General features: G+C 70.9%; 21 protein-coding genes. 8 read left to right on the top strand and 13 right to left on the bottom strand.

Annotation, left to right across the window (positions count from 1 at the left end):
• Window positions 1–39 precede the first annotated feature (39 nt).
• Both ACIRHA_RS02790 and ACIRHA_RS02785 read left to right on the top strand, forming a co-directional pair.
• Window positions 40–1,134, top strand: a complete 1,095-nt coding sequence (locus tag ACIRHA_RS02790; protein ID WP_403839113.1) for a glycine betaine/L-proline ABC transporter ATP-binding protein — start codon at window positions 40–42, stop codon at window positions 1,132–1,134.
• Window positions 1,127–2,923: an ABC transporter permease/substrate binding protein gene (locus tag ACIRHA_RS02785; protein ID WP_403839111.1), complete on the top strand. Its 1,797-nt coding sequence runs from the start codon at window positions 1,127–1,129 to the stop codon at window positions 2,921–2,923. The genes ACIRHA_RS02790 and ACIRHA_RS02785 overlap by 8 nt, the downstream gene beginning before the upstream one ends.
• Window positions 2,924–2,989: 66 nt before the next feature.
• On the opposite strand, the gene ACIRHA_RS02780 is transcribed toward ACIRHA_RS02785, so the two are convergent.
• From ACIRHA_RS02780 to ACIRHA_RS02765, 4 genes are all read right to left on the bottom strand, one after another.
• Complete coding sequence (locus tag ACIRHA_RS02780) at window positions 2,990–4,279, bottom strand: MFS transporter (RefSeq protein WP_403839109.1); 1,290 nt, start codon at window positions 4,277–4,279, stop codon at window positions 2,990–2,992.
• A 290-nt stretch (window positions 4,280–4,569) separates the two neighbouring features.
• A complete protein-coding gene (locus tag ACIRHA_RS02775) occupies window positions 4,570–5,403 on the bottom strand; it encodes a sugar phosphate isomerase/epimerase family protein (protein ID WP_403839107.1) in 834 nt (277 codons plus the stop codon).
• Window positions 5,404–5,434: 31 nt separating this feature from the next.
• Window positions 5,435–6,367, bottom strand: a complete 933-nt coding sequence (locus ACIRHA_RS02770; RefSeq protein WP_403839105.1) for a sugar phosphate isomerase/epimerase family protein — start codon at window positions 6,365–6,367, stop codon at window positions 5,435–5,437.
• Window positions 6,368–6,373: 6 nt separating this feature from the next.
• On the bottom strand, window positions 6,374–7,546 hold the full coding sequence (locus tag ACIRHA_RS02765) for a Gfo/Idh/MocA family protein (protein WP_403839103.1): 1,173 nt from the start codon (window positions 7,544–7,546) through the stop codon (window positions 6,374–6,376).
• Window positions 7,547–7,764: 218 nt separating this feature from the next.
• Between ACIRHA_RS02765 and ACIRHA_RS02760 the strand changes: the two genes are divergently transcribed.
• A complete protein-coding gene (locus ACIRHA_RS02760; RefSeq protein WP_403839101.1) occupies window positions 7,765–9,045 on the top strand; it encodes an ROK family protein in 1,281 nt (426 codons plus the stop codon).
• A gap of 120 nt (window positions 9,046–9,165) precedes the next feature.
• Window positions 9,166–10,257, top strand: a complete 1,092-nt coding sequence (locus tag ACIRHA_RS02755; protein ID WP_403839099.1) for a Gfo/Idh/MocA family protein — start codon at window positions 9,166–9,168, stop codon at window positions 10,255–10,257.
• Between the two features lie 12 nt (window positions 10,258–10,269).
• Here ACIRHA_RS02755 and ACIRHA_RS02750 read toward each other — a convergent pair whose 3' ends face one another.
• The 4 genes from ACIRHA_RS02750 to ACIRHA_RS02735 all read right to left on the bottom strand — a co-directional run bounded on the left by ACIRHA_RS02750 (window position 10,270) and on the right by ACIRHA_RS02735 (window position 14,446).
• A complete protein-coding gene (locus ACIRHA_RS02750; RefSeq protein WP_403839097.1) occupies window positions 10,270–10,728 on the bottom strand; it encodes a MaoC family dehydratase in 459 nt (152 codons plus the stop codon).
• Window positions 10,719–12,107, bottom strand: a complete 1,389-nt coding sequence (locus ACIRHA_RS02745) for an MFS transporter (protein WP_403839095.1) — start codon at window positions 12,105–12,107, stop codon at window positions 10,719–10,721. The genes ACIRHA_RS02750 and ACIRHA_RS02745 overlap by 10 nt, the downstream gene beginning before the upstream one ends.
• 69 nt (window positions 12,108–12,176) lie before the next feature.
• Window positions 12,177–13,415 carry an acetyl-CoA C-acetyltransferase gene (locus ACIRHA_RS02740; RefSeq protein ID WP_403839093.1) on the bottom strand — a complete coding sequence of 413 codons (1,239 nt, stop codon included), beginning with the start codon at window positions 13,413–13,415 and terminating at the stop codon, window positions 12,177–12,179.
• 104 nt (window positions 13,416–13,519) lie between these two features.
• Window positions 13,520–14,446 carry a LysR family transcriptional regulator gene (locus ACIRHA_RS02735; protein ID WP_403839091.1) on the bottom strand — a complete coding sequence of 309 codons (927 nt, stop codon included), beginning with the start codon at window positions 14,444–14,446 and terminating at the stop codon, window positions 13,520–13,522.
• A gap of 131 nt (window positions 14,447–14,577) precedes the next feature.
• On the opposite strand from ACIRHA_RS02735, the gene ACIRHA_RS02730 reads away from it, so the two are divergent.
• From ACIRHA_RS02730 to ACIRHA_RS02720, 3 genes are read left to right on the top strand one after another with little or no spacing between them, the layout of a single operon-like run.
• Complete coding sequence (locus ACIRHA_RS02730) at window positions 14,578–15,495, top strand: CoA transferase subunit A (protein WP_403842059.1); 918 nt, start codon at window positions 14,578–14,580, stop codon at window positions 15,493–15,495.
• A 41-nt stretch (window positions 15,496–15,536) separates the two neighbouring features.
• Window positions 15,537–16,343 carry a CoA-transferase subunit beta gene (locus ACIRHA_RS02725; protein ID WP_403842057.1) on the top strand — a complete coding sequence of 269 codons (807 nt, stop codon included), beginning with the start codon at window positions 15,537–15,539 and terminating at the stop codon, window positions 16,341–16,343.
• A 53-nt stretch (window positions 16,344–16,396) separates the two neighbouring features.
• Window positions 16,397–17,908, top strand: coding sequence for a 3-hydroxyacyl-CoA dehydrogenase (locus ACIRHA_RS02720; protein ID WP_403839089.1), 1,512 nt, complete (start codon window positions 16,397–16,399; stop codon window positions 17,906–17,908).
• A 1-nt stretch (window position 17,909) separates the two neighbouring features.
• Here the strand turns inward: ACIRHA_RS02720 and manD are convergent, their stop codons facing one another.
• From manD to ACIRHA_RS02700, 4 genes are read right to left on the bottom strand one after another with little or no spacing between them, the layout of a single operon-like run.
• A complete protein-coding gene (gene manD / locus ACIRHA_RS02715; protein WP_403839087.1) occupies window positions 17,910–19,127 on the bottom strand; it encodes a D-mannonate dehydratase ManD in 1,218 nt (405 codons plus the stop codon).
• Between the two features lie 42 nt (window positions 19,128–19,169).
• Window positions 19,170–20,693, bottom strand: a complete 1,524-nt coding sequence (locus ACIRHA_RS02710) for a mannitol dehydrogenase family protein (protein ID WP_403839085.1) — start codon at window positions 20,691–20,693, stop codon at window positions 19,170–19,172.
• Window positions 20,690–21,748 carry an NAD(P)-dependent alcohol dehydrogenase gene (locus ACIRHA_RS02705; RefSeq protein WP_403839083.1) on the bottom strand — a complete coding sequence of 353 codons (1,059 nt, stop codon included), beginning with the start codon at window positions 21,746–21,748 and terminating at the stop codon, window positions 20,690–20,692. The genes ACIRHA_RS02710 and ACIRHA_RS02705 overlap by 4 nt, the downstream gene beginning before the upstream one ends.
• 49 nt (window positions 21,749–21,797) lie before the next feature.
• On the bottom strand, window positions 21,798–23,153 hold the full coding sequence (locus ACIRHA_RS02700; protein ID WP_403839081.1) for an MFS transporter: 1,356 nt from the start codon (window positions 23,151–23,153) through the stop codon (window positions 21,798–21,800).
• A 108-nt stretch (window positions 23,154–23,261) separates the two neighbouring features.
• Between ACIRHA_RS02700 and ACIRHA_RS02695 the strand changes: the two genes are divergently transcribed.
• Window positions 23,262–24,035, top strand: a complete 774-nt coding sequence (locus ACIRHA_RS02695) for a GntR family transcriptional regulator (protein ID WP_403839079.1) — start codon at window positions 23,262–23,264, stop codon at window positions 24,033–24,035.
• 30 nt (window positions 24,036–24,065) lie between these two features.
• Here the strand turns inward: ACIRHA_RS02695 and ACIRHA_RS02690 are convergent, their stop codons facing one another.
• Window positions 24,066–24,638: a TetR/AcrR family transcriptional regulator gene (locus ACIRHA_RS02690; protein WP_403839077.1), complete on the bottom strand. Its 573-nt coding sequence runs from the start codon at window positions 24,636–24,638 to the stop codon at window positions 24,066–24,068.
• Window positions 24,639–24,771: the final 133 nt, after the last annotated feature.

Raw genomic sequence — 24,771 nt, 5'->3', positions numbered from 1 at the left:
TGCTGCAACTTTTCGCAGGTCGAAGAGATAGAGGTTCACGTGTCAGTCAGGCTGGAGGCGGAGCACCTGTACAAGGTGTTCGGCAGTCGACAAGAAGAGGCGGTCGAGCGGCTCCGCACCGGGGCCGACCGCGAGGAGCTGCGGTCCGAAGGGACCACCGCCGGCGTGATCGACGCCTCCTTCTCGGTGGAATCCGGCAAGATCTTCGTCGTGATGGGTCTGTCCGGTTCGGGGAAGTCGACGCTGCTGCGCATGCTCAACGGCCTGTCGGAGCCGACCTCGGGACACGTGAAGTTCGACGGCGATGACCTGACCGCCCTGCCCGCCAAGGAACTGCGGGCGGTCCGCTCCCACAAGATCAGCATGGTCTTCCAGCACTTCGCGCTGTTCCCGCACCGCAGTGTGCTCGAGAACGCGGCCTACGGCCTCGCGGTGCAGGGTGTGCCGCGCGCGGAGCGCGAGCAGCGTGCCGCGGAGGCCCTCGCGCTGACCGGGCTCGAGGGCTGGGAGAAGTCCTTCCCCGACGAGCTGTCCGGCGGCATGCAGCAGCGCGTGGGCCTGGCCCGCGCGCTGGCCACCGACGCCGAACTGCTGCTGATGGACGAGTCGTTCAGTGCCCTCGACCCGTTGATCCGGCGTGACATGCAGGACCAGCTGCTCGTGCTGCAGAAGAAGCTCAAGAAGACCATCGTCTTCATCACGCACGACCTCAACGAGGCCATGCGCCTGGGCGACCGAATAGCCGTCATGCGCGACGGCCGCATCGTGCAGAACGGCACACCCGAGGACATCCTGGTCCGCCCGGCGGACGACTACGTCGCCAACTTCATCCAGGACGTGGACCGCTCGCGGGTGCTGACCGCCGGCGCCGTCATGGAGTCCCCCGAAGCACTGCGCTCGGGCTCGGGCTCGGTCTCGGGCCGCACGGACCTCACCGACACCGAACTCCTCGCCAAGGCACCCGCACGCGTCGGCCCCGACACTCCGCTCGCCGAGCTGTTCGCGCCTTGCGCGCAGCGGGCCGCCGAGCCCGTCGCCGTCGTCGAGGACGAGGTACTGGTCGGCGTGGTGAGCCAGGAGCGGCTGCTGGCCGTGCTCGGTGCGGCCGGGGACCCGGTGACCGCTCGTGCCTAGAATCCCCTTCGGCGACTGGGTCAACACCGTCGTCAACTGGCTCCTGAACAACGCCGCCTGGCTCTTCGACTTCTTCAAGGCCATCTTCGAGGGCTGCTACGACGGCATCCTCGCCGTGCTCGACGCCCCGCAACCCCTGCTCCTCGCGGGCATCTTCGCCGTCTGCGCGTGGTGGCTGCGCGGGCTGCTCGCCGGTGTCCTCTCCTTCGTCGGCTTCGCCTTCATCGACTCCCTCGGGCTGTGGCAGCACGCGATGATGACGCTGTCGCTCGTGCTCGTCGCCACGATCCTGGCGCTGGTCATCGCGGTGCCGGTGGGCGTCTGGGCCGCGTACTCCGAGCGGGTCAGCGCGACGGTGCGGCCGGTCCTCGACCTCATGCAGACGATGCCGGCGATGATCTACCTGATCCCGGCGATCCTGTTCTTCGGCAGTGGCGCCCCCGCGGGCATCGTCGCCACCCTCATCTTCGCCCTGGCGCCCGGCGTCCGTCTCACCGAGCTGGGCATCCGCCAGGTCGACCGCGAACTGGTGGAGGCCGCCGAGGCGTTCGGCACAACGCCCCGCAAGACGCTGCTGCGTGTGCAGTTCCCGCTGGCGCTGCCCACCGTCATGACCGGCGTCAACCAGGTCATCATGCTGGCCCTTTCCATGGCCGCGATCGCGGGCATGGTCGGCGCCGAAGGCCTCGGCGCCGACGTCAACGAGGCCATCGGCCAGCTCAACGTGGGACTCGGCGCGGAGGCGGGCATCGCCATCGTGCTGCTCGCCGTCTACCTCGACCGGATGACCGGCGCGCTCGGCACCCAGGTCTCGCCGCTGGGCCGGCGCCTCGCCGAGCGGCGGCACACCACCGGCTTCGGACGGCAGCTCTGGAACCACCGCCCCCGCCCCGCGTTCGCCGGGATCGGCGTCGTCGTCCTCGCGCTCGTCGCCGGCGGCCTCGGCGCCTTCGGCGGCACGGAGAAGTCCACGGTGTCCGGCGTCGGCAACGGCGAGAAGGTCACCATCGGCTACATCCCCTGGGACGAGGCGACCGCCACCACGTATCTGTGGAAGGAGGCCCTGGAGCGGCGCGGCTACGAGGTGCAGGTAAAGCAGTTCGAGCTCGGGCCGCTGTGGACCGCGCTGTCCCGCGGCGACGTGGACTTCCAGACGGACGCCTCGCTCCCGGTCACCCACGCGCCGTACTGGAAGAAGTACGGCAAGGACGTCGAGTCCCTGGGCACCTGGTACACCGGCAAGATGGAGAACAAGCTGGCCGTGCCCGCGTACATGAAGGACGTCGACTCCCTCGCCGACCTGAACAGCCACGCGGGCGAGTTCGGCGGGAAGATCACCGGCATCGAGGCCAGCGCGGGTCTGACGGCGCTCCTGAAGAAGCAGGTCATGCCCGCCTACGGCCTCCGCTCCAGGTTCAAGGTCGTCGACAGCTCCACGCCCGCGATGCTCGCCGAACTCAAGCGCGCGTACGCGGCGAAGAAGCCGATCGTCGTCAGCCTCTGGACCCCGCACTGGGCCTACGCCGACTACGACATGAAGAACCTGAAGGACCCCAAGCACGCCTGGGGCAAGGGCGACGACCTGCGCGGTGTCGGCCGCAAGGGCTTCTCCGACGCGCACCCGCGGGTGGCCGGCTGGCTCAAGAACTTCAAGATGAGCGAAAAGCAGCTCATGGAGCTTGAGTCCATGATCAACAAGGTCGACAAGGGTGAGCAGCAGAACGCGGTGCGCTCCTGGCTGAAGAAGCACCCGGGCTTCGCGGAGAAGATGACTCCGGTCAAGAAGTAACGCAGCCGCCCGTGCGGTGAATCGAGGGCGTGGCGCGCGATGCGTGCCACGCCCTCGGCCGTTCCTTCAGCGCACCTTCTTGATGGGGATCACCACCAGCGCGCCCACCACGCAGATCGCCGCGGCCACATGCAGCATCGTCGCGTAGCTGTCACCGCCGACCGTGGTGACCAGGAAGCCCGCGAGGCCCGGAGCCAGAGCTTGGGGGCCCGCGTTCGCGACGTTGAAGACACCGAGGTCCTTCGCCGCGTTGTCCGGGTCCGGCAGGACGTCCATGACCAGGGCGATGTCGACGCCGATGTACATGCCGTAGCCGAGGCCGAGCACCAGCTCCGCCCAGTAGAAGGCGCCCACGGAGTCCACGTGCACCAGCATGTACGTGCCGATGCCGAAGAGCAGCGTGGCCGCCCCCACGAACACCTTGCGTCGGCCCGTCTTGTCCGACAGCCAGCCGGCGGTCTGCGAGGCGACCATCAGGGCGACGGTGTAGACGAGGATGCCGGTGGCCATCGCCCCGGTGGCCTCGCTCGCGGACAGGTCGAGCTGGTGCTCCAGGTACAGGAGCCGGAACGTGGTGAACATGTACGACGCCAGGATCACCATGAAGCGGGAGGCGAACGCCCAGGCGAAGTCGGGGTGTTGGCGCGGGTTCACCCAGAACGTCTTGGCCGCGGTGCGCCAGCCGCCGTCGGTCCGCGGGCGCTCGCGCAGCGGGACGTCCGGGAGCATCACGGCGTACAGGACCATGGCGGCGAGGCCCACGAGGCCGGGCACCATGAACAGCAACAGCATGTCGCGGCCCAGGAGTTGACCCGCGTACGCGGCGCCCAGCACACCTGCGTTCTGCATCAGGCCGATGAGACCGGAGACCTTGCCGCGCTGACGGCTCGGCACCTGGTCGGCGACCGAGGCCAGGTAGGCGGCGAGGGCGGCGTTGGCGCTGACCTGGGCGAAGAACCAGGCCACGGCGACGGTGGCGACGTTGGGGGCCAGGGCGATCACCAGCAGGCAGCAGGTGAGCCCGGCGGCTCCGGCCACCAGCCAGGGGCGGCGGCGACCGAAACGGCCCGTGGTCAGGTCGCTGATCCGGCCGAAGACCGGGTTGGCGAGGAAGGCGCCGACCGCGCCGATCGAGGAGACGGTGGCCAGGGCGGTGATGGCGTCGCCGTCGACGGTGAGGGTCTGCAGCTTCAGGGTGAGGCTGACGTAGACGGGTGTGAGAAGTGCGAGGTAGAGGCCGGCCTGGGCGATCGCCAGAAAGACGAGCAGCCGGGGCGGGGCCTTGCGGGTGGGTGGCGGGACGGACGCGGTGTCGGCTCTTGCCGTGTGGTCGGTCCCGGGCGTGGTCGATCCCATGGTTCGCCTCCTTGCGAGCCAGGGCGGATGGGGGGACGCCGGACCGGGACGGTTGCGCTGACGCGTGGGGGTGTCCCGCTCCGACGGGGCGAAGCCTGTGGTTCTCGTTGCGCAGCACCGGGGGCCGCCTTGCCCACCCTGCCGCCCAAGGCGGCAGACTGCCCAAGGCAGCGGCGGTCGCCCGCTGCGGGCGGACACACCGGGGCGGAGCCCCGATCTTTTGAGCCCCGCCGGCGATTGAGGCGCGGGGTCCGGGGCGGAGCCCCGAGGCGTGGGGCCGGCGTGGCGGGTCAGGCCTGCGTGCGGCCCAGTTCGATGAGCGCGCTCTGGTTGCGGGCCAGGAGGTCGAACCGGTCGAACTCGGTGGCATCGATCTCGGCGATGTGCCAGGCCATCGCGGCGCCGCCGGCCTCGATGGCCGCGGGGACGTCGACGTCACCCGTACCGATCGGAGTCTGCGGCTCCTGGCGCACCGCCTTGCCGTCCTTGAGATGCGCGGCCACCACCCGCCCGTCGAGCGCACGCAGCACCGCCGCCGGATCCTGGCCCGCGACGGTCGCCCAGTAGACGTCGAGTTCGGCGACGACCTGCGGGCCGACCAGCTCCCAGAACACGTCGTACCCGTGGCGGCCGTCGGACAGCGTCGTCCACTCCAGCTCGTGGTTGTGGTAGCCGAGCCGGATGCCGTGCCCGGCCAGTTCGGTGGCGGCCTCGTCGACACGGGCGGCGAACCGGGTCAGGGTGTCCAGGTCGCCGAACACGTCACGGCCGAAGTGGTCCCCGCCGTCGAAGCCCTCGACGACGCCGGGGATCGGGATGAAGACGGTGTCGGTGCCGAGGATCCGGCACTCTTCGGCGAGGGTGTCGAGGCCCTCGGCCGCGAGGGACGCGTGCAGCGAGCAGACGGACAGGCCCGCCGCGTCCAGGTCCGCGCGCAGGGCACGGGCCTTGGCGAGACGCTCTTCGGCAGGGGTGCGCCAGTCTCCGAAGCCGAAGGGCTCGACATGCCGGTAGCCGAGGCCGGCGAGCCGGATGAGGGTGCCGGCGCGGTCCTTTTCCAGGTCCTCGCGGAGGCTGAACAGCTGGACGGCGAGGGTGCCGGTGGGGGCGTTCGTTGCGGTCATGGGTGCGGGTCCTCCGAGACGATGGGCGATGTCAGTCGACGATGAGGGGGCGGAGCGTGCTGTGGGCGATGTCGAGTCCCTGGACGACCTTCTCGGGGGTGCCGCCCCAGACGGGGTCCTCGTGCTCGACGGAGAGGGTGCCGGTGAAGCCGTGCTCGTAGAGGCGGTCGAGGACGGTGCCCCAGTCGACCTGGCCGCGCCCGGGGACGCGATAGCGCCACCAGCCCATGTCCCAGGCGTTCTTGGAGCGGTCGCGGGCGGGCCCGAAGTGGCCGTAGCGCTGCCGGTCGTGCGGGCGCAGTTCGACGTCCTTGGCCTGGGCGTGCACGATCCGGTCCGCGTACGGGGCGATGGTCTCGACCGGGTCGATGCCGATCCAGGTGAGGTGCGAGGGGTCCCAGTTGAGGTACAGACCCAGGTCGAACATCCACTCCCACAGCTCCGGGGAGTAGGCGAGGTTGCCGGGGTAGCCGTCGGGGTGCCAGCCCTCCATCACGCAGTTCTCGATGATGAGTTTGACGCCGCGTTCGCCCGCGTAGTCCACCAACTCCGGGAAGATGCGCTCGGCTTCGGCGAGGTTCTCGGCGACCGGCTTCGTCCAGTCGCGGCCGACGAAGGTGCCCACGTACGGGATGTCGAGGCGCTGCGCGGAGTCGATGGCGTGCTTGAGGTGGGTTCCGTAGGCGGCGCGCTGGTCGGGGTCGGGGTGGAGGTGGTTCTCGTAGTAGGCGAGTGCGGAGATCTCCAGGCCGTGTCGGTCGAGGAGGGCGCGGGTGCGTTCCTCGTCCTCGCCGTTGAAGGTGGCGACGGGCAGGTGGGCGGCCTCGAAGTCGCGGCCTCCGGTGCCGGGCCAGACCGCGACCTCCAGAGCCTGGTAGCCGCGGCCGGAGGCGTATTCCGCGATCTTGTCGAGGTCCCAGGAGGGCAGGCAGGCGGTGAGCATGCCGAGCTTGATGTCACTCATGATCTGTCAGTTCACCTTTGTCCAGGCGCCGTTGGCGGATGAGGTCAGGAAGGCGTCGACGAGGCGGGCGGAGCGCAGCCCGTCGTCGAAGAGCGGGAGCCCTTCGGGTGCCTCGCCGGTGGTGACGGCCGCGTACACGTCCGCGACGAACGCGGCGAAGCAGTCGACGTAGCCCTGCGGGTGACCGGGCGGGACGACGTTGAGGCGACGCTGCTCGGGAGAGGAGTGTCCCGCGCCGCGGTGCAGGATGCGGGAGGAGTCATCGCCGCCGAGCCAGAGGGTGTCGGGGTTCTCCTGGTCGAAGACGGCGCTGCCGGCGGAGCCGTCGAGTTCGAACCAGAGGCGGTTCTTGCGGCCCGCGGAGACCTGGGACACCACGGTGGAGGCGAGCGCCCCGTTCTCGGTGCGCAGGAGCAGCGCGGCGGCGTCCTCGGTGGTGACGGTGGCCCGCTCCCCTGAACCGGCCACCCTCGCGAAGGACTTGACCTCCGTGCCGGGCCGTTCCGGGACCGTGACCGTACGGTGCGCGGTCAGTTCCGTGAAGCGTTCGCCGGTGACCCATTCGACGAGGTCGCACCAGTGCGAGCCGATGTCGGCGAAGGCGCGGGACTCTCCCCCGGCCGCCGGGTCCACGCGCCAGCCGGACGCGTCCGGGTCGAGCATCCAGTCCTGGAGGTAACTGCCGTGCAGCAGATGCCAGTTGCCGAACTCCCCGGCACGGGCCCGGCTGCGCAGTTCCCGTACGAGGGGGTGGTAGCGGTACACGAACGGCACGGCGGCGACGGTTCCGGCCCGCTCGGCGGCCTGCGCCAGGCGTTCGGCGTCGGCCACGGAGGTCGCCAGGGGCTTCTCGCACACCACGTGCTTCCCTGCCGCGAGGGCGCGTTCGGCGTATGCGGCGTGGGTGCGGTTGGGGGTGCAGATGTGCACGACGTCGACGTCCGCGTCTGCGAGCAGGTCGTCGAAGTCACCGTAGGCGGCGACGGGTTGACCGGGCGCCGACCAGCCGGCGGCGACCTGCACGGAACGCTCCGGAGTGGAGGCGAGCACACCGGTCAGCCGGCCTCCGGCGGTGCGGACGGAGCGGCGGTGCACCTCTGCGATCATGCCCGCACCGACGATCGCGGAGCGGACCTGAACGGCCGTCGGGTCAGGGCTTGGTGGTGCGGGCGGGGCCATCGCGGCCGCCCTCCTTTCGACGTCGACACATGACACACATGACACACATGACGTACGTGACACATACGACGTATGTGACACACATGGCGTCGTGCACTCCGTCGGCGGAGGTAACTCGTCCCGGTCTTGAACGTAGGACATTCAATTTGGCCCTGACAAGGGAAAGTTACTGCATCTTGAGAGTCATAAATGGAGATGAGCGCGTACGGTATGCAGCCATGTCCACCTCGACACTCCCCCGCGCCCGACTCTCCGTGCCCACCTTGCGGTTCCGGGACGGCGGCGGGCTGCTGTACTCCACCCTGGCCCGCCTCATCGCGTCCGGCACCGCCGTGCACCGCGGTGACCTGGTGGAACGTGCGGGCCTCGCCCGCTCGACCGTCACCCGGCACCTGGACGCGCTGATCGAGGCCGGTGTGGTGTCCGAGGGCGGGAGCGCCGCCCGCGCCGGTCGGGGGCGTCCGCCCCAGCTCCTGACGCTCAACCCACGGGCGGGGCTCGTGGCCGCGGTGGACATCGGGGCACGCGACGCCCGCCTCGCCGTCGCCGACCTCTCGCAGAACCCCCTCGCCACCGGCCACATAGCCGTGGATCTGGCGCAGGGCCCCGGGGCGGTGCTCGGGGAGGTGGAGGCGGCCCTGCGCGAGCTGCTCACCTCGGCGGCCGACGGAAGTGTTCCGCTGTGCGCGGTGGCGGTCGGCCTTCCGGGGCCCGTCGATCACGCCGCCGGGTCCCCCGTCCGGCCGCCGATCATGCCGGGCTGGGACGGGTACCCCGTGGGCGACGCACTCGCGGAGCGCTTCGGCTGCACGGTGCTCGTCGACAACGACGTGAACCTGATGGCGCTGGGCGAGGCCCGCAGCCTGCCCGAGGACCAACTCCCGCTGCTGTTCGTGAAGGTGTCGACGGGCATCGGGGGCGGCCTGATCTCCGCCGACGGCGAACTGCACCGCGGGGCGGACGGCGCCGCGGGCGACATCGGACACCTTCCGGTCATCTCTGGCGGCGCCTCGAAGGTGGTGTGCCGGTGCGGGAAGAGCGGCTGCGTGGAGGCGGTCGCCTCGGCGGCGGTGATGATCCGCCACCTCAACGCGGCCCGGGACAGCATGGGTTCGGAGCTGAGCGGCACCGGCGACCTGGCCCGCCTCGTGGCCCACGGCGACCCCGAGGCACTGCGCGTCGTCCGCGCGGGAGCCGAGCGGATCGGCGAGGTGGTGGCCCTGCTGCTGCACGTCTACAACCCGGCCCGCGTGGTCCTCGGCGGAGCCCTCGCCGGCGCGGGCGACGAACTGCTCGCCGGGGTGCGCTCGGTCGTCTACCGCCAGGCACTCCCCCTGGCCACCCGCAGACTCGTCCTCGAACCGAGCACCCTCGCCGACCGGGCCGGACGGGTCGGTGGCACCGTCCTCGCGGTGGAACACGTGCTCTCACCGGACGGCGTGGTGGACCTGATGGAGCGTCACCTGGGCCGGGGCGCACAGGGCGTCCCGGCCTCATGAGTCGACGCGCGCACCCTTGACATCCCCCGAGCCCGGTGTTTGATTGACACAAGATCGTGTGCTTCCCGGCGGAGGTCTCGTCCCCCGAACCCACCCCGCCCGAAGGGACGTCACACCCTCATGAGCCGCAGCGTCAACGTCGGCATACTCGGCACCGGTTCGATCTTCCGTGCCTACGCCGCCGGCATCGCCACCCTCCCCGAGCTGACCGTCACCCGCGTCGCCGACGTGGACCTGGAGCGGGCCCGCACGGCCGCGGCCGAGTTCGGCATCCCGGCCGCGGGCACCACCGAGGAACTCCTTGCCGACGACGACGTGGAGATCGTCGTCAACATCACCCCGCCCGCCGTGCACGCGGCCCTCAACGAGGCCGCCCTGCGCGCCGGGAAGCACGTCTACACCGAGAAGCCGCTGGCCGCGACCACCGAGCTGGCCCGCGCCAACCTGGAGACCGCGACCGAGACGGGCCGCACACTGGGCGGCGCGCCGGACACGTTCCTCGGCACGGCCGGGCAGACGGCGCGCGCCGCGATCGACCAGGGCCTGATCGGCACGCCGTTCGCCGCGACGAGCTTCGTGCGCTCCAGCCGGGTCCAGGCCTGGCACCCGAGCCCCGGCTTCTTCTTCCAGGCGGGCGGCGGTCCTGTCCTCGACTGGGGTCCGTACCATGTGGCCGCCCTGGTCAACCTGTTGGGCCCGGTGCGCGACGTCATGGGCGCGAACACGATGGCCGAGAAAGAGCTCGCGGTGACGGCCCCCGAGCGGACCGTCGAGTCGGTGCCGGTGGAGGTGCCCACGCACGCCACCTCCATCCTCCGCTTCGACTCGGGGGTGCTGGCGACGGTGATGTACTCCTTCGACGTGTGGGACACCGAGCTGCCACACCTGGAGATCTACGGCACCGGCGGCACGCTCTCCCTGCCCGACCCCAACACCTTCGACCGCCCGGTGCGCGTCAAGCGCCGCGGTGACACCGAGTGGAGCGAACTCCCCGCCGTCACCGAGGCGAAGGCGCCCGCCACCGGACCGTTCCGCGGACTCGGCGTCCTCGACCTGGCCCGGCACCTGGACGGCGGCCCGCACCGCGCGTCCGGCGAGTTCGCCTTCCACGTGCTGGACGTACTGGAGCGGATGTCCCTCGCGTCCCCGGAGTCCGGCGCGCTCACGGTGCTCTCCTCCGTGAAACGGCCGGCCCCGCTGGACCGCGACTGAGACACCAGCCGTCTACGGGTAGAAGTGCGTGAGCGACTCCGCCACACACGCGGGCTTCTCGGAGCCCTCCAGTTCGAAGGTGAACGCCCGCGTCATCTGCACACCGCCCCGCGCGACCTCCGTCACCTCGGTGACGGAGGCATGCAGCCGCACGCGGCTGCCGACGGGCACGGGAGCCGGGTAACGGACCCGGTTGACCCCGTAGTTGAGCGCCCGGCCCACACCCTTGACCTGGAGCAGCTCGCCGAACATCGGGATGCCCCAGCTGAGCACCATGTAGCCGTGGGCGATGGTGCGCCCGTACGGCCCCGACGCGGCGCGCTCGACGTCCGTGTGGATCCACTGGTGGTCCCCGGAGACGTACGCGTACGCGTCGATGAGTTCTTGGGTGATCTCCTTCCAGTCGGAGTGCCCGAGGTCGCGTCCGGCGAGGCGGAGAATCTCCGGGATGCCGTGCACGGTCAGAGGCATGAGTCGGCTCCGTTCGGGGTTGCGGTCGCGGGGCTCCGCCCCGGACCCCGCCGGCTCTCGTCCTCAAGCGGGGCTTCAAGTGCCAGCTCGTCGTGGTTGGGGCGCTTGAGCAGGAGCAGCATGCAGCCCAGCGTCAACGCGACCTGGAACAGGGCGTAGGCGATGACCGCGCTGATGGATCCCGTCCGGTTGAGCAGGAACTGGCCGACGATCGGGGTCGTGCCGCCGAGGATCGTGCCGCACAGCTGGTAGCACAGGGAGATGCCCGTGTAGCGCAGGTGGGCGGGGAAGCGGCTGGCGAGCATGCCGGCGAGGGCCGCGTAGTACAGGCAGTGCGGGATGGTGGCGACGGCGACGCCGAGCATCGCGAGGCCGTAGTTGTTGGTGCTGATCAGCAGGAACATCACCGGCAGGAGGACCAGTTCGGGCACCAGCATGACGGTGACCGCGCGGGCCCAGCTCTTCATCCTGGTGGCGAGCACGGCTCCGAAGGGCTGGACGATGACCTGCGTGATGTTGGCGACGAGGATGATCGTCAGGAAGGTGCTGCGGTCGAAGTCGAGCGACGTGGTCGCCCACGACAGGGCGAACGTCGACTTGAAGTACGTCGCGGACAGGCCGATGGTGCAGGCGCCGATGCCGAGGGCGATCAGGCCGGGGTGGCTGCGCAGCACCTCGGTGAGCGGGAGCTTGACGACTTCCTTCTCCTCGATGAGCTTGGCCATGGCCGGGGACTCGGCGACCTTGAGGCGGACCAGCAGGCCCACCAGGACGAGGACCGCGGAGGCGAGGAACGGCACGCGCCAGCCCCAGGACACGAAGGAGTCGTCGGGCAGCTGGCTGATGGCCAGGAAGCTCAGCGTGGCAAGGGTGTTGCCGACGGGCGAGCCCTGCTGGGCGAACGCCCCGTACAGCACCGACTTGCCCTTGGGTGCGCTCTCGGAGGCGATGAGGACGGAGCCACCCCACTCGCCGCCGAGGCCGATGCCCTGGATCATGCGGATGCAGACCAGCAGGATCGGCGCGGCGACGCCGATGGACGCGTAGCTCGGCAGCAGGCCGATCGCGGTGGTGGAGATGCCCATCATGAGCAGCGTGATGACGAGTGTCTTCTTGCGGCCCAGGCGGTCGCCGAAGTGACCGAAGACGATGCCGCCGATCGGGCGGGCGAGGAAGCCGACCCAGAAGGTGGCGAAGGCGACCAACGTGCCGACGGCGCCGTCCAGTTCGGGGAAGAACACCTTGTCGAAGGCGAGCGCCGCCGCGGTGCCGTAGATGTAGAAGTCGAACCACTCGATGGTGGAGCCGACGAAGGCACCGAATCCCGCTCTGTTGGCGGTTCTGGTCTCCGCACGTGAGGTGGCGGTGGACGCACTCATGGGTCGCTCCGTGAACGTCGTTGATCAAGCGGATGGGGACGGGGAACTGCTGCGAAACATGGGGAGTTGTTACGCGGCGATGCGCTCGAAGACCGCGGCGAGGCCCTGGCCGCCGCCGATGCACATGGTCTCCAGGCCGTAGCGCGCTTCGCTGCGCTGCATCTCGCGGGCGAGCGTGGCGAGGATGCGGGCACCGGTGGCGCCGACGGGGTGGCCGAGGGAGACACCGGAGCCGTTGACGTTGATGCGCTGCTCGTGGTCCTTCTCGCCGAGGCCCAACTCGCGGGTGCAGGCGAGGACTTGGGCGGCGAACGCCTCGTTGAGCTCGATCAGGTCGAGGTCGGCGAGGGTGAGTCCGGCGCGCTCCAGGGCGGCGCGGGTGGCCGGGACGGGGCCGATGCCCATGGTCGCGGCGGGGACACCGGCGCGGGCGAAGGAGACGAGGCGGACCAGCGGGGTGAGCCCGAGCCGTTCGGCGGTGGCGGAGCTGGTGACGAGGCAGGCGGCGGCCGCGTCGTTCTGGCCGCTGGCGTTGCCGGCGGTGACGGTGGCCTCCGCGTCGGTCTTACCCATGATGGGCCGCAGCGCGGCGAGTTGCTCGGCGGTGGTGTCCGGGCGCGGGTGTTCGTCGGCGCTGACGACGGTGTCACCCTTGCGGCCCCGTACGGTGACGGGCACGGTCTCCGCGTCGAAGCGGCCCTCCTCGATGGCACGGGCCGCGCGCTGCTGCGAGCGCAGGGCGAGGGCATCCTGGTCGGCGCGGCTGATGGCGTACGCGCGGCGCAGGTTCTCGGCGGTCTCGATCATGCCGCCGGGCACGGGGTGGTGGATGCCGCCCGCGGTGACCCGGCCGCGTGCGAGGGAGTCGTGGAGCTGGAGCCCCGGGCCCTTGATGCCCCAGCGGCCGTCGTGCGTGTAGTACGGGGCGGCGCTCATCACGTCGACGCCGCCGGCGATCACGACCTCGCTGAACCCGGCCCTGATCTGCATGGCGGCGTCGAGGACGGCCTGCAGCCCGGACCCGCAGCGCCGGTCGATCTGGGCGCCGGTGACGGAGTCGGGAAGGCCGGCATCCAGCGCGGCGACGCGGCCGATGGCCGGGGCGTCGGAGGAGGGATAGGCCTGCCCGAGGATCACCTCGTCGACCCGGTCAGGGTCGATCCCGGTGCGGGCGACGAGCTCGGAGATCACGCGGGCCGCGAGGGCGGCCGGCGTCTGCCGGGCGAAGGCGCCGCCGAAGCGCCCGATGGGGGTGCGCAGTGGTTCGCAGATGACGACATCGGCCTGGTCGTGCGGGGATTCAGGCACGGCGGAACACCTTTCGGGCGGCTCAGGGAGGTGAGCCGACCATCGCACCCGACCGCTGAGTCGGTCCAATACCAAGTTTTCGATCCATCAAGACGGATGACGTCTCAATCTCTCGATCCCGCAACCTCTCCCTCAGCGCTTCCGGGAGTCGGCAGCGCCTCCTCGCAGACCGCGAGCACCGCACGCAGCGCGGCAGAGGGGTTGTCGGCCCGCCAGGCGAGGGCCGCCTGGCGCCGGATGGGCGGCCCCGCGAGGGGCCGGTAGACGAGCCCGGTCTGCTGGATGTGCCGGACCGAGGACACCGTGAGCGTGACGCCGACGCCCGCCGCGACGAGCGCCAGGATCGTGTACGAGTCGGGGGCCTCCTGCACCACACGCGGGTTGAAGCCCGCCGCCTCGCAGGTCTCGACCATCGCGTCGCGGACCGTGGACCCGGCGTTCGCGGGGAAGGAGACGAAGGGCTCCTCGGCGAGGATGCCGATGGGGATCTCGTCGAGCGCGGCGAGGTGGTGGTCGGAGGGCAGCGCGCACAGCAGCTCCTCCTCGTCGATGACCCGGTGGGCCACGCCCGGCTGCGTCACCGGGAGCCGCACGAAGCCGAGGTCGAGCGAGCCGTCCGCGACCCGGTCGAGCGCGACGTTGGCGTACGTCTGGCCCTTCATGACCAGTTCGATGGCCGGGTGCGCGGCCCGTACGGCGCGGGTGAGGCGGGGCAGTGTCTCGTGGCTGGAGGCGCCCGCGAACCCGATGGTGACCCGGCCGAACTCCCCGCGCCCGGCCGCCTTCGCGGCCCGCACCGCGGTGTCGAGGTCGTCGAGCACGGTCCGTACGGGTTCGAGGAAGGACTCCCCCGCAGTCGTGAGGCGCACGGAGCGGGTGTTGCGCTCGAAGAGCTGGACGCCGAGCTCCTTCTCCAGCTGCCGGATCTGCTGGCTCAGCGGCGGCTGCGCCATCTGAAGCCGCTTGGCGGCCCGGCCGAAGTGCAGCTCTTCGGCGACGGCGGTGAACGCGGTGAGATGACGCAGCTCCACGAGCCCGCCCCCATTCATTAATCAGCTGTCTTGATCCGACCTTAATTTGGTATTGGACGGCAATCAATAGGCGCTGACACGGTAGAGCGACCACCAGGCACTCACCGAGGAGCACCGTGTCACCAAAGGTCATGTCGATGAAGGAGGCCATCGCCACCTTCGTGCAGGACGGCGCCACCGTCGGCATCGAGGGCTTCACCCACCTCGTCCCCACCGCCGCCGGACACGAGATCATCCGGCAGGGCCGCAAGGATCTGACCGTGGTCCGGATGACGGCGGACATCGTCGTCGACCAGATGCTCGCCGCGGGCTGCGTCTCGCGCCTCGTCTCCTCCTTCGTCGGCAACTCCTCCGCGGGTTCGCTCGGTGAGCTGCGCCGCAGGATCGAGCGGGCCGACCCGGCGCCGCTCGCCTTCGAGGAGTACAGCCACTACGGGATGATCTGCCGCTACCTGGCCGGCTCCCAGCGGCTGCCGTTCTACCCCCTGCGCTCGTACGGCGGCAGCGACCTGCCCGGCATCAACAACGCGCTGCGCAAGGTGACTTCACCGTATCCGGGTCCTGACGGCGAGGACGAGCAGATCTACGTCGTCCCGCCCGTGAACCCGGACGTCACGATCATCCACGCGCAGCGCGCCGACCGCCGGGGCAACACCCAGATCTGGGGTCTCACCGGCATCCAGGCCGAGGCGGTGTACGCGGCCGACAAGGCGATCGTCGTGGTCGAGGAGCTCGTCGAGGACGACGTGGTCCGCTCGGACCCCAACCGCACGCTCGTCCCGGCGCACGCCGTGGACGCCGTCGTCGTCTGCCCGCGCGGCGCGCACCCGTCGTTCGCCCAGGGCTATTACGACCGGGACAACGCCTTCTACCGCGCCTGGTCACACATCAGCAAGGACCCGCAGCGCCTCGAGGAGTGGCTGGCGGAGTGGGTGTACGGGACGGCCGACCACGCCGAGTACGTCGCCAAGCAGGGCGAGGAGTTCTGGGCGGGCCTCGCGGTCGGCGAGGCACTCAGCGAACCGGTGAACTACGGACGGCGACTGTGAGCGCGACACACGAGAAGGATCTGACCCCTATGACTGCCGCCATGCCCGGGACGTCGACGTCCAAGACATCCGAGGCGCCCGAGACCGCCGGGACGGTCACCTCTTCGGAGCTGCTTTCCGTAGTCGCCTCACGCGAACTGGCCGCCCGTCGCACCGTGTTCGCCGGAATCGGGCTTCCCACCCTCGCCACCGAACTGGCGCACCTGACGGTCGCCCCGCGGATCGAGGTCGTGTACGAGTCCGGGGTGTGCGGCGCGCACCCCTCGCATCTGCCGGAGACCATCGCGGACGCCGTGCTCATCTCGGGCGCGGAGGCGGTGCTCTCGATGCCGGCCCTGTTCGGCTGCGTGCTCCAGGGCGGACACATCGACGTCGGCTTCCTCGGCGCCGCGCAGATCGACCGCTGGGGCAACCTCAACACCTCGGTCATCGGGGACTGGGAGAACCCGTCGGTGCGGCTGCCGGGATCCGGCGGCGGCATCGAGGTGATGGCCAACTCCCGTGAGGTCTTCGTCGTGATGCGCCGGCACAACCCGCGCTCCTTCACCGAGACCCTGGACTTCTGCACCACACCAGGGCCCGACCGCGCGCTCGCGGAGGGCATCCGGCCGCTGGGCGTCGGTGTCACGCGTGTCATCACCGAGCTGGGCATCCTGGCCCGCGAGGGCGTCGGCGAGGAGCTGCGGCTGACCGCCGTGCACCCCGGTGTCACGGTCGAGCAGGTCAAGGAGGCGACGGGCTGGGACCTCCAAGTGGCCAACCGTGTCGAGACGGTGGAGCCGCCGAGCGCGGCGGAGCTGCGGCTGCTGCGCGAGGACGTCGACCCCGGCCGGGTCTACCTCCGCTGACACCCGCTTCCCGTCGGCCCGTCTCCCGTACCTACGAAAGGTCTACAACTGCCATGCGTATCAGGATCGTCGGCGCCGGAGCCATGGGCCGCGGCATCGCCCAGTGGGCGGCCAGTGCCGGACACACCGTCGAGCTGGGAGACGTCCGGGCGGAGGCGGTGCGGGAGGCCGTGGACTTCGTACGGTCCATGCTGGAGCGCGCGGTCGCCAAGGACCGCATGACCGCCGAGGACTGTGCGGCGGCCGTGGCACGGCTGCTCCCGCTGGACGACCCGTGGGCGCCGGGTCCTGACGTGGAGCTGGTGGTTGAGGCCGTACGGGAGGACCTGGGCACGAAGGCGGAGGTCCTCGGGAAACTGGAGCAGGCGCTCCCGGCCACCACCGTCTTCGCGACCAACACATCCTCCCTGTCGGTGACACGGATCGCGGCGACGCTCGACGACCCCACGCGCCTCGCGGGCCTGCACTTCTTCAACCCCGTGCCGCTGATGCGGATCGTGGAGGTGGTGCCGGGCGCCGCGACGCGCCCCGAGATCGCACCCGCCCTCACGGCGCTGGTCGAGAGCTGCGGTCACCGCGCGGTCACGGTCGCCGACACCCCCGGCTTCCTGGTCAACCACGCCGGGCGCGGCCTTGTGACCGAGGCGCTCGCACTCCTTGAGGAGTCGGTGGCGACACCGGCGGACATCGACCGTGTCGCCCGCGACGTACTGGGCCTGCGGATGGGCCCGTTCGAACTGATGGACCTCACCGGGCTCGATGTCACGTCGGCGGTCATCGACTCCATCTGGCAGGGCTTCCGCCACGAGCCCCGGCTCCGCCCCTCCTACCTCACTCCGAACCGGGTCACGGCGGGCCTGCTCGGCCGCAAGACCGGACAGGGCTGGTACGCGTACGGTCCCGATGCCCCCGGCTCCGCCACGGAAGCACCGGTCACGGGGAACGCCGACCGGCCGGTGTTCGTGGCGGGCGACGACACGGCGCTGCGCGACACCCTGACCGTCACCGGCGCCACCGTCGAGACAAGTGAACAGCCGTCGGCCGACGCTCTCGTCCTGGTCCCGGTCTGGGGCACCACCGTGGCCGACGCGGTCGCCGCCCACGGACTCCCCGCCGCGCGCACGTTCGGCGTGGACCCGCTGTCCGTGGCGACTGGCCGACGGGTGCTGTCGGTGACTCCGGCAGCCGACGCGACCGCCGCCCGCGATGCCCGCGCGGTACTGGCCCGCGCGGAACACACCGTGACGCTCGTCCGTGACACCGCCGGTTCCGTGGCGCAGCGCCTCCTCGCCTCAGTGGTGTCGGTCGCCGCCTCCATCGCCGAGCGTTCTCTCGCCGCCCCTGCGGACATCGACCTCGCCGTGACACTCGGCCTCGGCTACCCCACGGGGCCGCTGGCCTGGGGCGATCAGGTCGGCACCGCCCGCATGCTGGAGCTGCAGCGCAGCCTGCACACCAGCACCGGCGATCCCCGCCACCGCCCCACCCGCTGGGTCACTGAACGCGCCCAGCTGGGACTGCCGTTGACGGCGGCGGGGACCGCGCCGCAGGACTGCCTCGACTGACTCACCAGTCGTGCACGCCCCCGTCCTTCAGCCGGTTCACCGGCAGGTACTTGCGCTCGTACGGGAACCGTTCGGCGGCCTTCTCGTCGAACTCGACGCCGATGCCGGGGCGGTCGCCGGGGTGCATCAGACCGTCCTCGAAGGTCCATGACGTGTGGAACACCTCCTCGTATCCGGGGAGGTGGGCCATGTACTCCTGCATGCCGAAGTTCGGTACCGACAGGTCGATGTGGAGTGCGGCGGCGAACGAGGCCGGGGAGAGGTCGCCCGCGCCGTGCGAACCGGAGCGCACCCCGTAGAGCTCCGCGAGCGAGAAGATCCGGCACAGGTGTGTGATGCCGCCCGCGTGGGAGACGGAGGCGCGGATGTAGTCGATCAGCCGGTTGGTGATGAGGTGCTGGCAGTCCCAGATCGAGTTGAAGATCTCGCCGACCGCGAGCGGCGTCGTGGTGTGCTGCCGGATCAGCCGGAAGGCCTCCTGGTCCTCGGCCGGCGTCGGGTCCTCGATCCAGAACATGCGGTACGGCTCAAGGGACTTGCCGAGCCGGCCCGCCTCGATCGGGCTGAGCCGGTGGTGCACGTCGTGCAGCAGGTGGAACCCGAAGCCGAACTCCTCGCGGACGGCGGCCATGTACTCGGGTACGAAGTCCAGGTAGGCGCCGGTGTCCCAGAACTCCTCGCTCGGCAGGCTGCCGTCAGCGGGCTCGTAGGTGTCGCCGTCGCCCTTGCGCATGCCGTAGACGCGCTCCAGGCCCGGGACCGCGGCCTGGGCACGGACCGCGCGGAAGCCCTTGTCCCTGAACCGGCGTACGTCGTCGAGGAGTTCGGGGATGGTGTTGCCGCTGGCGTGGCCGTAGACGGTGACACCGTCGCGGGCGGCGCCGCCGAGCAGCTGGTAGACGGGCAGGTTCGCGACCTTGCCCTTGATGTCCCAGAGCGCCACGTCGACGGCGGCTATCGCGGTCATGGTGACCGGGCCGCGCCGCCAGTAGGCGCCCTTGTAGAGGTACTGCCACACGTGCTCGATGCGGGCCGGGTCCTTGCCGATGAGCGTGGGGCAGACGTGGTCGCGCAGGTAGGAGGCGACGGACAGCTCTCGGCCGTTGAGGGTGGCGTCTCCGATGCCGGTGACACCGTCGGAGGTGGTGATCTTCAGGGTGACGTAGTTGCGGCCGGGACAGGTGACGAAGACCTCGGCGGAGGTGATGGTGGAGGACATGCGGTGCCGTTCTCTCGGGGGGTGGCGTCGTTGGGTGGTGTGTCAGTCGCGGGCGGCGGCCCGCAGCGCGGCTTCGACCCCGTGCACGTCCAGAACCCGGGCGAACTCGGCGACGGTGTTCGCGAACTCCAGGTGCTGGGCCGCCTCTTGGGGCAGCAGCCCGCCTTCGGCGAGCAGTAGGCGGGCCTTCCCGTCGGGGCCGGTCGCGCGCGACGCCAGTTCGGTCAGCCGGGCTCGGGCGCCGTCGTGGACGGTGCCCAGACTCCGCTCGTCGTACGCGTCGTCCGCCGTGATCATCCGTACGTACGCGGCGAAACCGAGCGCCAGCACGCGCGGCACACGTCCGGCGGCCAGTGACTCGGTGAGGGTGCCGGCCCAGCGCACGGGGATCTTCAGGGAGCCGTCGGAGCCGACCTGGGCGGTGCGGTGGCCGAGCGCCGGGTTGGCGAAGCGGTCGAGGAGTTCGCCGATGTAGCCCGCTCCGGGCATGTCAGGCGGCTCGGGAACGGTCGGCAGGATCTCCTCCCGCATCGCGAACTCGACCACCCCGCCGAGGAGTTCGTCGCCGACTGCCCGGTCGATGGAGCGGTGGCCGCGCAGCAGCCCGAGGTAAGCGAGCAGCGAGTGCGCGCCGTTGAGCAGGCGCAGCTTCATCAGCTCGTACGGTGCCACGTCGTCGGTGAAGACCGCGCCCGCCTGCTCCCACGCGGGCCGCCCCGCACGGAAGTCGTCCTGCATGACCCACAGTTTGTACGGTTCCGTGGGCACCGGCACGGTGTCGCGGACGCCGAACGCGCGGGCGGCCAGGGCACGGTGCTCGTCGGTGGTGGCGGGCGCGATCCGGTCGACCATGCTGTTCGGTGTCGACACGCAGGCGTCGGCGTACGCCTGGAGGTCCTCGCGCTCGGCGGCGGGCAGCGCGGCGATGAACTCGTCGAGCAGGGACCGGAGCCGGTGCCCGTTGTCCATGAGGTTGTCGCAGCTGAGGGCCGTCACGGGCGGGGCACCGGTCCGCTGGCGCTGTTGCAGTCCGCGCGCGATGAGGCCGATGGTGGTGCGCGGAGTGGCGCCGCTCGCCAGGTCGGCGCGGATGAGCGGGTCGTCGAGGTCCAGGCGGCCGTCGGCGCCGAACGTGTAGCCCTTCTCCGTGACGGTGAGGGAGACGATGCGGGTGGTGGCGGCGCCGATGGCGGCGACCACGTCCGCGCCCTGTCCGTCGGCGACCAGCCCCGGGTGGTGCACGCCGGGCACGCTCGCGGCGACGGCACCGCCGCGGTGCAGGGTGAGCACGGTGTAGAGCCCGTCCTGCGCGGCCATCCCCTCGATCACCGGCCGGGGCCGGTCACCGGGCGTGGTGGCCACACCGGTGATCCCCCAGGGCCCATCGGTGTGCCGCAGCGCGTCGGCGGTGTACACGGCCTGGTGGGCGCGGTGGAAGTTGCCGAGGCCGAGGTGGACGATGCCGGAGGCCCCCTCAAGCCCCGCCGGCGATTGAGGCGCGAGGTAGGGGGCGGAGCCCCAGCCTTTACCCAGCCGCGGCAGCCCCCGCCAGTCGATCCCGCTCACACGCCCACCCCGCCGGGCGTGACGAGCACCTTCATCTGCGTCCGGTCGACCAGCGCGGAGCGCAACGCCTCACCGGCACGCTCCAGGGGAAACTCCGCGGTGACCAGCTCGTCGAGGCGTACGCGGCCGGACCCGGCCAGCCGCACGGCCGCCGCGAAGTCCCCGGCGGCGTACCGGAAGGAGGTGAGCAGGGACATCTCCTGCCGCTGCATCCAGGCCAACGGCAGCTCGGTCTCCGGGCGGTTCGGGTTGCCGACGACGACGGCGGTGCCGCCGGGGCGCAGCGCGCGGATCCCGGACACCAGGGCGGGGCCGACGCCTGAGCAGTCGAGGACGGTGTCGTAGCCGTCCGGGTCGGCGAGCGCGTGCGCCCGGTCGGGGTCGGGGGTGAGCGCCGTCGCGTCGATGGTCCCGGCGCCGAGCCGGGCGGCGAACTCGCGCCGGGCCGACGCCACATCGGACACGGTCACGAGAGCACCGCAGGCAGCGGCGACCTGGGCGACGAGCACCCCGATCGGCCCGGCGCCGGTGACCAGGACCCGCTCACCCGGCGCTACGCCCGCGCGGCGCACGGCGTGCACGGCGACCGCGAGAGGTTCGACGAGCGCGCCCAGCTTCACGTCCATACCCTCGGGCAGTGGATGCACGAAGTCCCTTGGTACGGCGATGAGTTCTGTCAGCGCGCCGTTCGTGGGCGGCGAGCCGAAGCACGTGCCCTTCGGGCACAGGTTGTAGCGCCCGGCCCGGCACAGGGCGCAGCGCCCGCAAGGGTGTGCCGGCTCGATCGCGACAGGTGTGCCGTGGGGCAGGTCGTCCGCGCCGGCGCCGTGACCGACGACGAACCCGGCCGGTTCATGGCCGAGGACGGTCGGCTGCCGCAGCACGTTGGGACCGTTCTCACCGTGCTCGTAGTAGTGCAGATCGGAGCCGCACAGGCCGACTGCGCGGACGGCGACGAGCACCTCGCCGTCACCCGGCTCGGGCAGCGGACGGTCCTCTACGCGCAGGTCCTTGGGCCCGTGCAGCACGGCGGCGCGGTGCGTGGTGGTGGCCACGGGGCATCTCTTTCTGTCGTACGGAAGACGGAAGGTGGAACCAACGGTCTCAGGCGCGAACCGGCAGCGGTTCCACACGCTTGATGACGAACGCGTAGGTCAGGGCCCCGACGATCGACAGCGCGCCGGAGACGAGCAGCGGCACCAGGTACGAGCCGCCGGAGGCCGCAAGCAGGAAGCCGGTGACGATCGGGCCGAGGGCGCCGGCGACGTTCGAGGCGAAGTTCTGGATGCCCGCGAGGGAGGCGACATGGCCCGCGGTGGGCGCGACGTCGGCGGGCAGCGAGGCGACGGACGCGGTGGCGAAGGTCAGCGACGCGTAGCTCAGGGAGAGCAGCGCGAGCGCGCCGGACGCGGTCGGTACGACGACGGCGAGCGCGATGACGGAGGAGCACAGGGTGCCGGAGATCAGGCAGGTCTTGCGGACCTTGGTGGTGGACCAGCCCTTGCGAAGGAGGCGGTCGGCCGTGTAGCCGCCGAGCAGCGATCCGGCGATGGCGACGAGGCCGGGGACGGTGCCGAAGAAGCCGAGCGAGAGGAGGTCGAACCCGCGCTCGTCAACGAGGTAGCTGGGGAACCAGGTGATGAAGAAGTAGATGACGTAGTTGAGGCAGAAGAAGCCGAGCATCATGCCCCAGACCGTCCGGTACCGGAACAGGTCGCGCCAGCGCACCTTGGGCGCACCGTCCTGCTCGGCGGGTGTCTCCTCGACGCGGGCGCCACCGGCCTCGATGTACTCGCGCTCCTCCGCGCTGAGCCTCGGGTGGTCGGCGGGCTCGTGGTACAGGCGCCACCAGCCGATGATCCACAGGAAGCCGAGCAGTCCGCAGACGACGAAGGCGATCCGCCAGTGGAAGACCGAGACCAGCATCGTGACGAGCGGCAGGGCGATGGCGGTGCCGACGCGGGCGCCGTTGTCCCACACGCTGTTGGCGAGGGTGCGCTCGTGCCGCGGGAACCAGCGCGAGACGGCCTTCGCGGGCGCCGGATAGCCGGCGGCCTCGCCCGCGCCGAGCAGCATCCGCGCCCCGACGAGCGAGCCGACGCCGCGCACCAGGCCCATGCCGATGGTGGCCACCGACCACCAGATCGCGCCGAGCGCGAAGACCCGCTTCACGCCGTACTTGTCGAGAAGCGCGCCGGCGGGCAGCTGGCAGATCGCGTACGTCACGAAGAACGCGCTGAGCACGAAGCCCTGGGTCTCGGGGCCGATGTGCAGGTCCTTGGACATGGTGGGCAGCGCGACGCTGAGCGTGGAGCGGTCGAGGTAGTTGACCGCGAGGCCGCCGAAACAGAGCACGGCGATGCCCCAGCGGACGTTCTTGCCACGGCCGCGGGGACGGGGCGGCGGGGTCGTGCCGGACGGCGTCGTCACCTCGGTGCCGGTGACGGGATGGCTGGTCATCATTGACCTCCGGTCGGAAGCGGGCCTGTCACTTTCTACCTGCGCCACCGCTTACATACAAGGCTTGTATGTAAGAATTTCCGCAGCTGAGGTGAGTAGGGTGACGGCATGCGGGACGAGCAGCGACGAAGCAGGAAGACGGGCCGGCGCACGCCGGAGGAGGCGACACCCAAGGAGTCCAACCGGGTACGCGTGCACGCACTGCTGCGCTCGCGCATCACATCGCTCGAACTGCTGCCGGGCGCCCCGCTGTCGGAGAACGAACTCGCCGCGGAGCTCGACGTCAGCCGCACCCCGGTGCGCGAGGCGCTGATCCTGCTCGGCGAGGAGTCACTGGTCGACATCTTCCCGAAGCTCGGTACGTTCGTCTCCCGGATCAGCGTCGACGCCGTACTGGAAGCCCAGTTCATGCGCGAGGCGCTCGAACTGGCCGCGCTGCGCGAGGCGGTGAAGCGGGCCGACGGCGAGGACATCGCGGCGCTGCGCGCGATCCTCGACGCGCAGCGCGCCGCGTTCGAGGCGGCGGACGACGACCTGTTCTTCGAGCAGGACGAGGCCTTCCACCGTCGCCTGATGGAGGCCAGCGGCCACCGCACACTGTGGCGCACGGTCACCACGGCCAAGGCGCACCTCGACCGCGCCCGCCGGCTGAGTCTGCCGCTGCCGCGCCGCATCGAGCACCTCATCGACGAGCACCGGGCGGTGGTCGACGCCCTGGAACTGCGCGACGCGGCGGGGGCCGAGCAGGCGCTGCGCGGTCACCTCCAGGGCGTGTTCGACGACATCGGCACGATCCAGGCCGAGCGCCCCGAACTCTTCGTGGAATTCGCGGAGTTGCCCCCACCCAGCAGGCCCCGCGCCCACCCCGGGCTGCGCGCCTGAGCCTCCTCGGCCGCCCGAGCCGCTTGAGCGTCAGTCCGTGCGCCTCAGCCCGTCCAGGGTGAGGTCGAGGAGCCGTTCGGCCTGGGCGCGCTGTCCTGGCCCGGCCGAGGTGAGGGCGATTCCCGCGAGTGCGGCGAAGATGTCGCTCGTGGGGATGTCGGAGCGGATCGCCCCGGCGCGCGTACAGGCGTCCATCAGCTCGGCGATGGACGCCTCGATCATGTCGCGGCTGTGCCCGTACGGGTTGCCACCCTCGGCGGCCATGGCGCGCAACGCGTCGGCCATGCCGTACTTGGCGCTCGCGTAGTCCATGAAGCGGCGGGTCCACGCGCGCAGCGCCTCGTACGGCGGGTGCGCCGCGAGCAGTTCGGTGGCGGCTTCGCAGAGTCGGGCCACCTCGTTGCGGTAGGCCGCTTCGATCAGGGCTTCGCGGGTCGGGAAGTTGCGGTACAGGGTCGCGCTGCCGACGCCCGCGGCCTTGGCGATGCGTTCGAGGCCCACGTCGAGGCCGTCATCGGTGAACGCCCGCACCGCGGCGGCCAGGATCTTCTCCCGGTTGCGTCGCGCGTCCGCCCTCAGCGGCCGCTGAGTACCTCGGTCCATCGCCGGCCCCTTCCGTGCCCACTTGCTAAGTGGAGGCTACCCCACTTATGGTCGCACCATCAGCCTAAGTGGGGGGTTCCCCACTTTCTCTCCGTGGGCACGGCCCGGCCTGTCCACGCCCACCCAGCCCCCT

The sequence above is a fragment of the Streptomyces sp. NPDC102360 genome (genome assembly GCF_044766085.1).
GTDB lineage: Bacteria > Actinomycetota > Actinomycetes > Streptomycetales > Streptomycetaceae > Streptomyces.
This window is presented reverse-complemented; position numbering and strand designations above follow the sequence as displayed.